The sequence below is a fragment of the Kineococcus radiotolerans SRS30216 = ATCC BAA-149 genome, assembly GCF_000017305.1.
GTDB lineage: Bacteria > Actinomycetota > Actinomycetes > Actinomycetales > Kineococcaceae > Kineococcus > Kineococcus radiotolerans.
In genome coordinates this window covers 4,663,053-4,677,049 of the sequence record NC_009664.2, presented here as the reverse complement: position 1 = coordinate 4,677,049, position 13,997 = coordinate 4,663,053, and the positions used below count along the sequence as shown (strand labels likewise).

Genomic DNA, 13,997 nt, shown 5'->3' with positions numbered 1-13,997 from the left:
GCGGACCGGCGGGCCCATGTAGCTCTTTGAGCCACTGCGCCGAAGTCCTGGTGGCTGGCATTCACCGCCGGGCTCGGGTCTTCACACTGACGAGGGCGACGGCAACCGCTCCGAGCAGTAGGACTATCCCCCCGGCATGTAGATCGGTGGCGGCGACACTGGTGAGGAGCACCATGAGCACGACCGTGACGGGAACGCCTACCCGATGCACGACGGAAGTGGCGCGCGATCCGGCGCGGCGTACGTACATCGCCCACAAGCTCAACAGGCAGACGCAGTAGGACGACGTCACAGTCCAGGCAGCCGTTCGAGCTCCGATGGCGCCGGGGTGGGCCGTTTCCTCGATGACCAAGGACAGGCCAGCTCCGACTGCAGCCACGGAGGCGAACAGGAGCAGGTACAGGTAGGACCATGCGAACGGCCACCAGCGCGAAGAGGTGAGGTGATCAGATGGCCGATCGAAGTACAGCCACCACAACGAGAACAGCAGCAGCAAGCCGCCGATGAAGGTGGGAGCCATGGCGACCACAGAGGCGGTGCCCAGCGCCGATTGGACGGCCCGGGAGCCGGCCAGGACCGACTCCCCCAAAACGATGATCATGAACAGGCCATAGCGCTCTCGCAGGTGCCGACCGTGCCATGGAGTACTGGTACGCCACTGAGCCCACACTGGCAAGACCAGCTCGATCGCCGCCAGTGCGATCCAGGCCATCCAGCTGAACCACCGCAGCGCGGGCAGCAACAGGACCAGGAGCCATCCGAGTTGAACGGCCGTGAGGCCGAGGATGAAGCGCAGGGCGACGACGCGACGCAGCGGGTCACCGCGTGCCACCCTGCTCCACTGCAGGACCAGGGCGATGCGCATCAAGACGTACCCGCCGACGCCGACACGCAGGTCGGCCTCCTCGAACACGGCCGGTACCCCGGCGGCGAGCACCAGGGCACCGGTCATGGAGCAGAAGGTCAGGAGGCGGAACAAGACGTCATCGTTGTCGTACGCGGAGGCGAACCAGGTGAAGTTCGCCCACGCCAAGTACAAGGCGAAGAAGACCAGCCCGAAGAAGCTGACGGCCGCTCCGGGACGCCCTTCGGCGATGACCTCCTCCAGGCCTTCAGCGGCCAAGGCGACGGCGATGACCGAGACCAGGTCGTAGAAGAGTTCCAGAGGGCTGACCGTGCGGTTGACCTGCGCCGGGTCGCGTCCAGTCAGCGGTACCGCCCACCGCACGGCGCGGTGCCTAGAGGGGAAGGGTCACGAAGGCGCGCCCAGCCAGCGGGCCGCCGGGGAACTGCTGCAGACGACTCCCGGGACCCAGCGGCCCCAGGTCGACGACGATGAAGTCGAGACCCTCGAAGAGCTCGGTGAGCACCTTCTTTGCCTCAGCGTCGTCCCCAGAGAAGTACAGGACCACGTTGCCGTCGGCGCGCGAGGCGCTGGCGGCGAGGTCCGCGGCCCCCATGTGGTTGCCCGTCTTGACCACGCGCGCCCCGCGGGCGCGCTGGGCAATGATCTCACTGCTGGTCGGCTCGGAGGGCCCAGGCACCGGCGCGGCGAAGTCGTTGGTGGCGTCGATCAGGATACGCCCGCCCCAGTCCGGCAGGCCGGCGACGACGTCACCGGCGATGCCCCCGGGTACGGCCAACACCACCACGTCCTGCGCAGCGGCTTCCAGCACCGTCCCGGCTCGCGAGGCGCCACCCAGCTGAGCGATGACCTCGGTGAGGCTTTCGGGACCGGAGCTGTTGCTGAGCACGACGTCGTGACCACCGCGGACCAGGTGTCCAGCGAAAGCCCTGCCGATGTTGCCGCTGCCGATGATACCGATGTTCACTGTCTGCTCCTCGCAGGTGCACGTGCCGGTTGGAAGACGCCACGTCGCGACGACAGGCCCGCCGCGTCGGGTTGCTCCACCGTGGCAGCGGCGGTGACCCCTGTGCATCCGTCACGTGACGCACGGGTGAGCAGAGCAACATCCGTCAGCACCACGAACCGGCTCCTGCCCGGCCTGACCGTCGCGGGGACAGGGTCAGACGGTGGCGGGTCAGACGGTGGCGGGTCAGACGGTGGCGGGGAGCTTCATGGCCGCGCGCAGGGTCGCCAGCCCGCGGCTGGCGTTGACGCGCACCGCACCGGTGGTCATGTCGAGGATGTCGGCGATGCGCTCGTCGTCCATCTCGTCGAGGTAGCGCAGGGCGACCACCGAGCGCTGCTTGGTCGGCAGCGTGCGCACCGCGGCGAGCAGCGCGTCGCGGTCGAGGAAGCGCTGGGTGGCGTCCGCGGCGGCGGAGACGGGGAGGTCCTCGGGCGCGCGGGGGTCCTCCCGGCGCGCGGTGCGGCGCCAGAAGGAGGTGGACTCGTTGACCAGCATGTGGTTGACGTAGGCGATCGGGTCGTCGGCGGCGCTGATGCGGTTCCACTTCAGCAGGGCCTTGGCCAGGACGTCCTGCACGACGTCCTCGGCGTCGGAGGGGTTGCGCAGCAGCCCGCGGGCCAGGCGCTGCAGCGCCGGTCCGCGGGCGGCGACGAACTCCTCGTAGTTCAGTTCCACCCTGGGTTCCCTCGTCGAACGGCGGTCGTGTGTTCGATGGCTCCTTGCTTCCGGTGAAAGCACGCATGACCGTCGCAGTAGACGTCGCAATGGCCTTCCGGCTCCGGCGGACCCGCGCCGTTGCGCCTGTTACCTGCGTACCTGTTCCGGAGCTCCTGGCCGCCCCTCCTTGCCTGTGGCCGCATCACCGGCACCGGCACCGGGCACCGGGCACCGGGCTCGGGGTCGGGGTGGTCGCGTCTCACATCGGCCGTGCACGCGGAGCGAAGGCTTGGCGTAGTTCAGCTCGAGTGGTGAGGTTCAACTTGGCCAACGCTCGGTGCAAGTGACTGCTCACGGCGCGGTGGGAGAGGTAGATGCGATCCGCGATCTCCTCCTCGCTCAATCCCGTCGTTGCCAGCTGGGCAACCTGCAGCTCCAGCGGGCTGAGGGTGTCCACGGGGTCCAAGGCCCCGCCCCGCCCCCGCGCCATGACGACGCCGGCCGTGCGCAGAGCAGCCTCAGTGCGGGCGATGCCCAGGCGTGATGAGGTCCCCTCGAAGGCCCGCAAAGCTGCGCTCAGGTGGGTCTGAGATTCCTCAGGGCGGTCAGCCAGCCGCAGCCACTGCCCATAGGCCAGCTGCGTCCGGGCCAGCTCGATGGGGGTGCCGCTTGCCGATCCGTGTGTCAAAGCACGCTGGAAGGCGGCTTCGGCGCGTTCTCCTTGGCTGAGAAGTGCTCGGCTGCGCTCGAGCAACAGGCTCAGGTGCGGGGAGCCGTAGGTCAGGTTCGCCTCGGCCAGCACCTGGACCCGGGGGATGACGTCAGCTGCCTTCCCCACCTGCACGGCGGCCTGCGCCAGGTCGGCGATGGCCCACGCGGCGATGACCGGGTGGGAGTGCGTCTGGTTCAGGTGGACCCAGGCGTCCCAGTGCCGGTGCTCGGTGAGAGCCAGCAGGCCGGCAGCCCAGTTCAGCTCCGCGTTCAGCTTGCCCACTGGGCTGGGACCGATGACCTGCGCGGCTTCCCCCAGCGCCCTCGCAGCAGCCTGCAGGTCACCACGGCAGGTGTGGATGCGGGAAGCCACGACCTGCCCCGCGGCGCGGATGATGGGCAGTTGCGCGTCGGCTGCGATCCGTTGCGCCAGGCCCGCATCAGCGAGAGCGCCGGGTAGATCACCGCCCAGCACTCGAGACAACGCTCGCCCGTGCAACGCTAGGCACTCCTCGCTGACGGCACGGGAGTAGTGGGCGCGCTCGACCGCCTCCGACCAGGCGCTGGCCATGGAGGGGAGGTCGTGGATCGCCTCCGCCGCCGACGCCAGCCGGTTGGGTCCGCTCACCGTCGAGGTCAACTCGGCTAGGCGCCCACGCCACCGTGAGGCATAGCGGAGGGGATCAAGCATGATCAGTCCGACCTGTTGATCAGCCCATGCGGTCGGATCGCCGGGCGCGGGCAGCTGCAGCGAACGCAGCCCGTCGCGGACCCGCTCGGCCAGCGCTCCCGCGGGCTGCAGGACGTACACGCCGACCGCTGCAGCGGTCAATGCGGAAAGCCGTTCGAGGGGGTGCTGATCGCGCTGCGCGCCCCTCAACTGCTCAGCCAGGTCTACCAGGTCGGTGACCCGCTCCATCCAGCTTCCTCGGCCAGCGCTCAGGCGCCAGCGGGTGACCGCGGCCATCACCGCCACTGAGGGTTGCCGGGTGGGATCGATCAGCAAGGGCATGGCCTCCTCGCCCAGCCGGCTCGCCTGGGAAGGCCGCCCGGCCAGGCGCGCCAGCTCAGCGGCCTGGACCAGACGCTGCAGTCTCTGACGCGGGCTGGGCGAGAGGGCGGCGGCGCGCTCGTAGGCGGCTGATGCCTCGATGAGAGCCCCGCGAGCGCGAGCGATGTCGGCCGCGGTGGTCAGTTCGGCGGCGACCTCCTCGTCGGGCGCGGGTGTGGCGGCTGCCTTGTGCCAGGCTGCGCGGACAGGGTCCTGAATGGCTCCCGCCAGGACCAGGTGTGCTTGCAGGCGCACTGAGTAGGGCGCGGAGGAGTAGATGGCTGAGCGCAGCAGTGGGTGGCGGAAGCGCAGGTGCTCACCCTCGACGTTGATCAGGCCCGCGGTTTCGGCGAGGTCGAGGTCGAGGGGGACCAATCCAAGCTCTGCGCCGGCGGCTATCACTTCTGAGCGTCGAGCGTCTTCCCCGGCCGCAGCCAGCAGCAGGGTGCGTCGGGTGGCTTCGGGCAGCGGCGCGAGCTGTTGCAGGAACGCCTTCTCCAGCCGCTGAGGCAGCGGCAGGCGCAACGGCAGCGTCGCCCCGGATTGCAGGTCCGTGTCCTGGATGACTGCGGCCAACTCCGTCAGCGCTAGTGGGTTGCCGCCGGCTTCTCGTAGCAGCACCTCGCGGGTGCGTGCGTCGATAGGTGGGGTCAGCTCGTCCATCAGTGCCTCACAGGCCTGCGGGCTCAACGCTGCGAGGGGCAGGTGGACCATGCCGAGTCCAGCCCAGCGCTCTTGTGATCCTTCGCCGGTGCGCATGGTGGCCAGGAGCAGGGTGCGGGTGTGGGCCAGGCGCCGGATGAGGAAGGTCAAGACGGAGGCGCTGGAGCGGTCCAGCCACTGCAGGTCTTCCACGAGCACGAGCAATGGCTGTTGGGCGCTGATCTCTTCCAGCAGGGTCAGGGTGGCTGTGTTGATCAGCAACCGGTCTGGCGGAGGGCTGGTGCCGTCGTCGAGTCCGAAGACCGTCATGAGCGCGGCGCGCTGCTGGTGCGGCAGCAGGTGCAGGCGTCCCAGGGTGGGACGCAGGAGCTCATGGAGGGCGCTAAACCCGGTGCCGAGCTCCTGCTGAACCCCGGTGCACCGCAGCACGCTGAAGTCCGCCGCCTGGGCGAGGGAGGTGATGTGGTGCAGCAGCGTGGTCTTGCCGATGCCGGCTTCCCCGGTGATGAGGACGGCGGTGCCTGGTTCCGCCGACGAGGAAGCGTCTCGGACGGTGTACAGGTGCCCCAGAATGCGCTCGACCTCTACCTCACGGCCGATCATCGTGGGTCCTGGAGGCTTTGGCCCCGGAGGCTGTGCAGGTAGCGGCGCCTGAGGAGGCTGGAAGGGAGCGGACCGCGAGAGATGGTGACTGCGCTCCCGGAGGCATGCAGTGATGCAGACGAAGTGAACCCCTCAGTATGCCAGTCATGGGCTGCGTAGCCGGGACTACAGCCCTGAGCCGGAGGCCGACCGGTCCGCTACGCATTGTGGCGGGCGGGTACCCAGTGGTCTTGTGAACGAACTCAAGGCCTGCCAACCGTGCCGCCATCGATGCCGCCTCCGTCACCGACGTCGCCACCGACGTCGCCACCGACGTCGCCGGTGTCCATGCCGCCACCTGTGGGCCCGTGGGCCGGTCGCGACGGGCCGCGCCGATCCTCGTAGCCCACCTGGCTGCGGTAGAAGCTGATCTTCTGATCAATGGCAGCTAGGTGACGTTGGGTGCGTTGCAGTTGCTCGATCACTCTCTCCCGGTGCGCTTCGAAGATTGCGAGCACCTGGGCCTGAGTGCCGGAGCGGCGGGTCAGTTCGGCGAATTCTCGTACGTCGCGGACGGGCATCCCGGTAGCACGCAGCATGATCACTCCAGAGAGCCACTCGAGGTCTCGCGCGTGGTAGCGGCGTTGACCAGAGGAAGCCCTCTGCGGCGGGGTCCTGGTCAATCCCTCACGCTCGTAGTACCGCAACGCGTCGACGCTGAGTCCACAGGCGGCTGCTGCTTCCCCGATCGACAACCCTTCAGCCGGCACCTCCACGCTGACTGGCGGCAAGGGGGTCGTGTCAGGGATCACCAGTCCGTCAGTGACCAGCTCATCAGCATCCGAGTGCCTCATCATCACCTTGCGCTGACTCCTGCCGATCCCACCGTGTACTCATCGCCGATCATGCGTCATTGATCATGCGTCATCGATCGTGCGCGCAGTCCGCGAGGTGCATCGGCGGCTCGCCGCTGGTGCATGACAGCTACCCGCCGTCGTGATGGTTTTTTGGGCCACCGCGCGCGCCCACACCGCTCGCGGTGCTTGATCGGGCTTCGACGACCAGACGATCGTGCCCGGTACCGATGGCTGACGCATCCGTCACGTGACTGAGCACACCCGGCTCCTGAAGGACCACCGAACCGGCGCACGGGCACGCCGTGCCCCGTGCCCCGTGCCCCGTGCCCCGTGCCCCGTGCCCCGTGCCCCGTGCCCCGTGCCCCGTGCCCCGTGCCCCGTGCCCCGTGCCCCGTGCCCCGTGCCCCGTGCCCCGTGCTCCGTGCTCCGTGCTCCGTGCTCCGTGCTCCGTGCTCCGTGCTCCGTGCTCCGTGCTCCGTGCTCCGTGCTCCGTGCTCCGTGCTCCGTGCTCCGTGCTCCGTGCTCCGTGCTCCGTGCTCCGTGCTCCGTGCTCCGTGCTCCGTGCTCCGTGCTCCGTGCTCCGTGCTCCGTGCCAGCGGGACGGACGCCGGTCCAGACGAGGTGTCGGAACCGTGGGACGTGACGGGACCGGAGCGCGGAGTGACCGGGCGGGCCTAGAGCACGACGGCCCTCAGCGGGGCGACCCGGCAACCACCGTGCGGCGGCGAGACCGGGCAACCCTTACCAGCCTGGCCGGCTTGCCGGCCTGGCCGGCCTGCGGATCAGAAGGCGGACAGCCGGGCATCAGCGTCTGCTGAGGCTCGGTGAGCCGCCAGCAGGTCCGCCGGCCAGCTGCCCGAGGGAGCGCGCCGTTCGTCCCGCAAGGCCTGTTCGACGACGATGCCGCTAAGGGTGCGCTCGACGTCCAATCGCGGCACCTCGGCCTCGGTCCGTCTCCGCAGGTCTGGAGGGATCAAGTCGGTCCCGAAATCTGCTAGGACCCCGCCTCGCACCCATCGCGCCAGCGGATGGATGCGTTCGGCGATGTGCGGGGAGGTGTGTAGGGCCACTGCCTCCCAGATGTGCCGGACCTGATCTTCGGAGTAGCCGTGGGCTCGAGCGAACGCTGCGGCCCGGTCGGCTCCCTGGACCTCGAAACGCTGCCAGCTCGCCCCCACGGCGGTGGCGCCGGCGTCGTGCAGCAAGCACGCCGTCAGCAAGGTCCCGTCGTCGAGGTAGCTGGCGAACGCGGCCGGGGAACGACTCACCTGCAGTCTCTCCTGGGCCATCTCCGAGCAGGCCAGTGCATGGGCGTAGCGGAGGACGCGAACGCTGTGACTGGCGATGGCGGGTGCGACGGCCTCTGTGATGACGTCGAGGACCTGGAGCCCACCTCGGACCGACTGCGCTGCCTGCTGGAGCCAACTGACCTGACGCCACGTAGCGGCAGCGCCAGGGGGAACGCTCGGTACCGGCTCGGACGAAGCGTCGGGTTCAGCCACGCCTCACATCCTGCCCCTCGGGTATGACTGCGTCGATGGTGCGTTGCTGCCTCACTCACCGGACCCCGCTCCACCGGTGATCCGGGAGCACGTCCGGGTGATCCTGCTGGCGCAGCGACCGGCCCCGATGGGTGAGACAGCTGTTGTCGGTGGACGAGAGATGGCATCCAGAGCACTGCTGCGCCGTGACTCCTGGCGATGGTCACTCACACCCTGCTGCACACCGCTGGCACACCGCTGGCGCACGCCACTCCTATCATCCGTTCGTAGACGCCACCGCGTTCGAGTTGCGTACTGACGCGGGATGTGTGCAGTCACCTGACGGATGCACCGGCTATCTCAGCTAGGGCAACTTCGATCTCGGTTCCAGCGGTGGCGCCTCGACTGCACCACCTCGAGCACCGCCCGGGATTCAACGTCACGTCCGCCCCGTAGAAGGAGTCCCCCATGTCCGAACCCGTCAAGCCCGTTCTCGAAGGGCCCGCGCAGGCGTTCGCCGACGCCAACTCCACTCCCCCGTTCCTGTACCAGCTCACTCCCGAGCAGGGCCGCAAGATCGCCGAGACCGTCCAGACCGACCCCACCCCCACCCTGCCCGAGGCCGACGTCTCCGACCTCATGATCGACGGCGGGCCTACTGGCACCATCCGCGTCCGCATCGTGCGCCCCAAGGGCGCCACCGGCGTCCTGCCCGTCGTCCTCTACGTCCACGGCCTGGGTTGGGTCTTCGGCGGTCCCGTCACCCACGACCGCCTCGTGCGCGAGATCGCCGTCGGGGTGAACGCCGCGGTCGTCTTCCCCGACTACGACCTCGCCCCGGAGGCGAAGTACCCCACCCAGATCGAGCAGGTCTACGCGGTGGCGAACTGGATCACCATGAACGGCCCCGAGCAGTCCCTGGACACCACCCGCATCGCCGTCGCCGGCGACTCCGTCGGCGGCAACATGGCCACCGTCGCCACCATCCTCGCCAAGCAGCGCGGCGGCGTCGACTTCAAGGGCCAGCTGCTGTTCTACCCCGTCACCGACGCCAACTTCGACACCGGCTCCTACGAGCAGTTCTCCGAGGGCTATTTCCTCGCCCGCGAGGGCATGAAGTGGTTCTGGGACCAGTACACCACCGACCCCGCCCAGCGCGCGGAGATCACCGCCTCCCCCCTGCGCGCCAGCAGCGAGGACCTCGCCGGCCTGCCCGAAGCACTGGTCATCACCGGTGAGGCCGACGTCCTGCGCGATGAGGGCGAGGCCTACGCCGCGAAGCTGCGCGCGGCCGGGGTCCCGGTCACCGCGGTGCGCTACGGGGGGATCATCCACGACTTCGTGGGCCTGAACCCGCTGCGCCACACCTTCGCCGCCCAGGCCGCCATCACCCAGGGCATCGCCTTCCTCGCCGGGGTGCTGGGCACCGACTGACGTCGGGAACGAGGGGGCCGGCTGAGATCGGGGGACTCCGGCCGGCCCCTGGCGTGACGGGTGAGCACGGGCGCGGCCATCAAGCAGTCGTCAGGCAGTCATCAGGCACCCATCAGGCAGTAGGGACGCTGTCCGCGGGTCGTCACGCTCACCGCGAACAGCCCTGCCTCCCCTTGACCTGGAGCGCGCTCCAGGGTCGACGCTGCAGCGGTGGACGTGGACGGATCGACCGGCCGCCCTCCACACCGAGGACCCCGGTCGGGCAAGGAGAGGACAACGATGCAGACGCCACAGCAGACACCACAGCAGACGAGTTCGAGGGTGCAGGAGGTCGCGCTCGGTTCCCAGGGCCTGCGGGTGTCGGCCCAGGCGCTGGGCACGATGGGGATGAGCGTCTGGTACGGGCCACGTGACGACGCCGAGTCCCTCGCCACGCTGCACCAGGCCCTGGACTCCGGGGTCACCTTCTTCGACACCGCCGAGGCCTACGGTCCCTTCCGCAACGAGCAGCTGCTCGCCCAGGTGCTGAACACCCGCCGCGCCGAAGCCACCGTCGCGACCAAGTGGGGCACCGACTTCGCCCCCGACGGGACCTCGCTGGGCCAGGACGGCAGCGCCGAGCACTGCCGGCGCGCCATCGAACGTTCCCTGACCCACCTCGGTGTCGAGGCGGTGGACGTCTACTACCTGCACCGCGTCGACCCGAAGGTCCCGGTGGAGGAGTCCGTGGGGGCCATGGGTGAGCTCGTCACCGCCGGGAAAGTGCGCTTCATCGGGATCTGCGAAGCCGCTCCCGACACCATCCGACGCGCCCACGCCACCTTCCCGCTCACCGCCGTGCAGTCGGAGTACTCCCTCTTCGCCCGCGACGTCGAACGCAACGGTGTGCTGGAGACGGTCCGGGAGCTGGGCATCGGCTTCGCCGGATTCTCCCCCTTGGGGCGCGGGGTGCTGTCGGGGGCCATCACCACCCCCGACGACCTCGCCCCCGACGACGCGCGCCGCTACCTGCCCCGCTTCTCCTCCGAGAACCTGGCCGCCAACGAGCGCCTGGTCGACGTCGTGCGCTCGCTGGGCGAGCGCCTGCACGTCAGCGCCTCCCAGATCGCCTTGGCGTGGGTCATGGCCCAAGGCGTCGTGCCGATCGCGGGCACCAAGCGCCGCCGCTACCTGCAGGACAATGTCGCCGCGGCCGGAGTGCACCTCAGCCCGCAGCACCTCGCCGAGCTCGATGCCGTCTTCACCCCCGACGCCGTTGCCGGCGAGCGCGACACCGCCGCCGGGTTGCGGGCCAACTACCGCTGACCGTGCACCGCGACTCCGCTGCGACTTTTCATCTCTTCCCCCGCACGTCAGAAAGCTGAATGACATGTCCAGTAACACCTCCACTCGAACTTCCCCGGCCCCGACCCTGGCCTCGGCCCCGACTCCGGCCCTGGGCAGCGACGCGGGCGCCACCGTCACGGCGGGGCCCGTTCCGGTGCTGCCCAGCGCCGAGGAACTCGCCGCCCGTGACAACCGGGTCGCCATTGGACCCGACGTTGCCACCCGCGGCCGCGTCGCCATCCTCACCGCTGATCGCGTCGAGGACGTGGAGTTCTTCTACCCCTACTACCGCTTCGTGGAAGAGGGCTACGCCGTCGATGTCATCACCCCCTCCGGTGGAGCGCTGACCGGCTACAAGGGCATGGGCTTGAAGGAGACCATCGCCTTGGACCAGGTCGATCCCAGGGACTACGACCTGCTGTTCATCCCCGGCGGGTTGGCTCCGGGAGAGCTGCGCCGCGACCCGCGGGCTATCGCCTTCGTGCAGGCCGTGGCCGGGTGGGGAACCACCATCGGCGCGGTCTGCCACGGCCCTCAGGTGCTCGTCGACGCCGGTCTGGTCGCCGGGCGGTCCATGACGTCCTGGCACGAGGTGGCGCCGGAGATCACCGCCGCCGGTGGGACCTACCTGGACCAGGCCCTGGTGGAGGACGGGCAGTTCATCACCTCCCGCAAGCCCGGGGACATGCCGTTGGAGGTCTCCCGGCTGCTGCAGCGCCTGACCGCGGCCACACCCGCCTGACCTTCCTTCGCGGCGCGGGTCTCAGCCGGGCCTCGCGCCGCCCACCCCGGACCTGGAGCCCCTCATGACGGCACTGCCCCTGATCGCTCACGATGTCACCAAGTCCTTCCCCGACCGTGACGGTACCGGCGTCACTCCCGTGTTGCGGGGGGTGAGCTTGTCGGTGCAGCCCGGTGAGCTGGTCTCGGTCGTGGGCCCCAGCGGCTCGGGGAAGTCCACGCTGCTTCACTGTCTCTCCGGCTTGGAGTCGCCGACCTCCGGTTCGGTGCAGATCGCCGGCACCGCCTTGGCCGGCTTGAGCGGCAGGTCGCTGGCCCGGCTGCGGCGTGAGCACGTCGGGTTCGTCTTCCAGTCCTACAACCTCATCTCCTCCCTGACCGCCTGGGACAACGTGGCGTTGCCGGCGCGGTTGGCGCGCCGGCGCGTGCGTGAGGACGAGGTCGACCGGGCCCTGGCCCACGTCGGTCTGACCGAACGTGCGCGCTTCAAGCCGGCCGCCCTCTCCGGTGGGCAGCAGCAGCGCGTTGCCATCGCTCGGGCCCTGGCGGTGGAACGCGACATCGTCTTCGCCGACGAGCCCACCGGCGCCCTGGACACCACCGCCGGGGCGCAGGTGCTGGCCCTGCTTCGCCGGGCCGCCTCCGGGCAGCGGTCGGTGGTCATGGTGACCCACGACCTGGAGGCGGCGGCCCTGGCTGACCGGGTGCTGGTGCTGCGGGACGGCTCGGTGCACAGCGAACTGCGCGATGCCAGCGCAGCGCAGGTCCTCGACGCCGTCACTCGCGCCGGCGTGAACGCGTGAGGACGCCGATGGGCACCCTGCCGCGTTGGGTCGTGCGCCGCCTCCTCGCTGAGGCGCACGACTGGGTGAGCGTGGCGGCTGCCGTCGCTCGCCACGGTGACGCGGGTGCGATGACCACGACCGGTCGGGGCGCCCTGTCACGCATCGGTCGGGACGCCGCTCCCAGCACCGGCCGCGAGAAAACGGGGTCTCTGCGCCTGAGCGGTGACGGCGTCACTCATGGCTCTGTTGGAGACCGTCGAGAGGACGGGGAGCGCCGCAGTGAACAGCGCCGCGGTGGGGACGGGGAGGGGGAGACGTCGTGACGGCGGGACGGGGGCTGATGGCGAGGCTGGTCGTCGGGGAACTGCTGGCTGATCTGCGCACCTGGGTCGGCGCGGGGGTGGTAGCGGGAACCGCGGCGGCGGTGGGTGCTGTTGCGGCGTGCCTGCTGCAAACGGCTGCGGAGAGCGACGCGATGGCGGCGGTGGCGTTGTACCCCATCGCCGGGGTGGTCGTCTTCTTCACCGCGGTCGCCACTCTGGTGGTGCTCTCCTCGATCGCGCAGTTGACAATCAGCTCCCAGCAGCGCTCCCACGCCTTGTGGCAGCTGATCGGCATGAACCCCCGCCAGATGCGTGTGATCGTGCTGACCCAGCTGCTGCTGGTGGCCTTGACCGGCGCGCTGATCGGCACTGTGCTCGCCGCGCCCCTGGTGCTGCCGTTCTGCCGTTGGGTGCTGGTGGGATCGAGCGGTCTGCAGGGGTTGCCCTTGAGGTTCGGAGCACCCGCCGCGGCAACTGTCGTCGCTGTTGTCACCCTCGTCGTCACCCTCGGGGGGCGGCGTGCTGCCCGGGCCGCCTCGCGCACGAGCGGGATGGCGCTGGTCCGTGAGGCCGATCCACCGCTGGCACCCATGAGCCGGCGCCGCCGGGTCGGCGCCGTCGTCCTCGCCGCGCTCGTGGTGCTGCTGGTGATCAGCGTCCGTGACACCCCCCTGGAGCAGGTGCAGGTGCCGCTGATGCTGGTGGGGCCCTTGGTGGCGGGCGTGGTGATCACCTTGAGTCCACTGATCTATGCGCCTTTCCTCCGTACCTGGACCGCCCTGGTGCCCTCGCACGTCTCGGCGTCGTGGTTCCTGGCCGCCCACGCAGCCGCGCACGGGACCGCCCGCACCAGCGCCACGACCAGCCCGCTGGTGATGGCCGTGGCCTTCTCCGGTGGCCTGTACGCGGCCACGAACACCGTGCGCGCGGCGGTGGCGGTGCAGACGGGCCAGGAACCGCCGGCGCCGCCGCTGCAGACGGCGGTGCTGCTCATCGGCGGCCCGTTGTTGCTAGCGGCGATCGGTGCGGCGGCGACGGTGTTCATGTCCGGGCGGGTGCGCGATCGCGAATCAGCGCTGGTGCGGGCCGCCGGCGGGAGCCACGGCGTGGTCCTGCTGGGTGCAGTGTGGGAGTCGGTGATCTACGCGGTCACGGCGACGGTGCTGGGTCTAGTGGCCGTCATCGTCACCGCGGGAGTCGCGGCGTGGGCCACGGCGGACGCGGGAGGGTTCACGACGCCGGCGTTCGGTGCAGGTGCGGTCGCTGCGACCGCGGGCGCGGGACTGCTGCTGCTGCTGGCGGCGACGGTTCCTACCACGCTGCTGGCGCTGCGGCGGGACCTGGCGCCTGCGCTGAGCGTGGATTGAGCATCGACCAGCACGTCACGACCCTGCTGAAGCACTTCTTCGCAGCGGGGTGCGGCGTGCCGCGAAATGTGCTGTTGGACCGGCAGTCACGCGGGCAGGCGGGCAGAGAGCGGTGACGCCGTGGGCGCGGGGCCGTTTCGTGGTG

At 69.9% G+C, this 13,997-nt stretch carries 11 protein-coding genes; 5 read left to right on the top strand and 6 right to left on the bottom strand.

Annotation, left to right across the window (positions count from 1 at the left end; all coding sequences use genetic code 11):
- Positions 1–61: 61 nt before the first annotated feature.
- From KRAD_RS22360 to KRAD_RS24765, 6 genes are all read right to left on the bottom strand, one after another.
- Positions 62–1,228 carry a low temperature requirement protein A gene (locus KRAD_RS22360; protein ID WP_012087993.1) on the bottom strand — a complete coding sequence of 389 codons (1,167 nt, stop codon included), beginning with the start codon at positions 1,226–1,228 and terminating at the stop codon, positions 62–64.
- Positions 1,229–1,238: 10 nt separating this feature from the next.
- A complete protein-coding gene (locus KRAD_RS22355; protein WP_012087992.1) occupies positions 1,239–1,832 on the bottom strand; it encodes an NADPH-dependent F420 reductase in 594 nt (197 codons plus the stop codon).
- Between the two features lie 225 nt (positions 1,833–2,057).
- Entirely contained in the window at positions 2,058–2,549 is a 492-nt protein-coding gene (locus tag KRAD_RS22350) for a SigE family RNA polymerase sigma factor (RefSeq protein WP_012087991.1), read from the bottom strand.
- A gap of 241 nt (positions 2,550–2,790) precedes the next feature.
- Positions 2,791–5,559 carry an ATP-binding protein gene (locus tag KRAD_RS22345; RefSeq protein WP_012087990.1) on the bottom strand — a complete coding sequence of 923 codons (2,769 nt, stop codon included), beginning with the start codon at positions 5,557–5,559 and terminating at the stop codon, positions 2,791–2,793.
- Positions 5,560–5,801: 242 nt separating this feature from the next.
- Positions 5,802–6,350 carry a MerR family transcriptional regulator gene (locus KRAD_RS24770; protein ID WP_203417653.1) on the bottom strand — a complete coding sequence of 183 codons (549 nt, stop codon included), beginning with the start codon at positions 6,348–6,350 and terminating at the stop codon, positions 5,802–5,804.
- An 827-nt stretch (positions 6,351–7,177) separates the two neighbouring features.
- On the bottom strand, positions 7,178–7,897 hold the full coding sequence (locus KRAD_RS24765) for an HD domain-containing protein (protein WP_012087987.1): 720 nt from the start codon (positions 7,895–7,897) through the stop codon (positions 7,178–7,180).
- Between the two features lie 447 nt (positions 7,898–8,344).
- Between KRAD_RS24765 and KRAD_RS22330 the strand changes: the two genes are divergently transcribed.
- The 5 genes from KRAD_RS22330 to KRAD_RS22305 all read left to right on the top strand — a co-directional run bounded on the left by KRAD_RS22330 (position 8,345) and on the right by KRAD_RS22305 (position 13,852).
- Complete coding sequence (locus tag KRAD_RS22330; RefSeq protein WP_012087985.1) at positions 8,345–9,310, top strand: alpha/beta hydrolase; 966 nt, start codon at positions 8,345–8,347, stop codon at positions 9,308–9,310.
- Positions 9,311–9,631: 321 nt separating this feature from the next.
- Positions 9,632–10,615: an aldo/keto reductase gene (locus tag KRAD_RS22325; RefSeq protein WP_041292382.1), complete on the top strand. Its 984-nt coding sequence runs from the start codon at positions 9,632–9,634 to the stop codon at positions 10,613–10,615.
- Positions 10,616–10,679: 64 nt separating this feature from the next.
- Positions 10,680–11,378 carry a type 1 glutamine amidotransferase domain-containing protein gene (locus KRAD_RS22320; RefSeq protein WP_012087983.1) on the top strand — a complete coding sequence of 233 codons (699 nt, stop codon included), beginning with the start codon at positions 10,680–10,682 and terminating at the stop codon, positions 11,376–11,378.
- A 64-nt stretch (positions 11,379–11,442) separates the two neighbouring features.
- Positions 11,443–12,180: an ABC transporter ATP-binding protein gene (locus tag KRAD_RS22315; RefSeq protein WP_012087982.1), complete on the top strand. Its 738-nt coding sequence runs from the start codon at positions 11,443–11,445 to the stop codon at positions 12,178–12,180.
- Positions 12,181–12,502: 322 nt separating this feature from the next.
- Positions 12,503–13,852: an FtsX-like permease family protein gene (locus KRAD_RS22305; RefSeq protein ID WP_157873716.1), complete on the top strand. Its 1,350-nt coding sequence runs from the start codon at positions 12,503–12,505 to the stop codon at positions 13,850–13,852.
- Positions 13,853–13,997: the final 145 nt, after the last annotated feature.

Excerpts from the sequence above, each read along its gene's own strand:
- KRAD_RS22345 (WP_012087990.1), bottom strand. The coding sequence starts at position 5,559 with ATGATCGGCCGTGAGGTAGAGGTCGAGCGCATTCTGGGGCACCTGTAC.
- KRAD_RS22330 (WP_012087985.1), top strand. The coding sequence starts at position 8,345 with ATGTCCGAACCCGTCAAGCCCGTTCTCGAAGGGCCCGCGCAGGCGTTC.
- KRAD_RS22320 (WP_012087983.1), top strand. The coding sequence starts at position 10,680 with ATGTCCAGTAACACCTCCACTCGAACTTCCCCGGCCCCGACCCTGGCC.
- KRAD_RS22315 (WP_012087982.1), top strand. The coding sequence starts at position 11,443 with ATGACGGCACTGCCCCTGATCGCTCACGATGTCACCAAGTCCTTCCCC.
- KRAD_RS22305 (WP_157873716.1), top strand. The coding sequence starts at position 12,503 with ATGGCGAGGCTGGTCGTCGGGGAACTGCTGGCTGATCTGCGCACCTGG.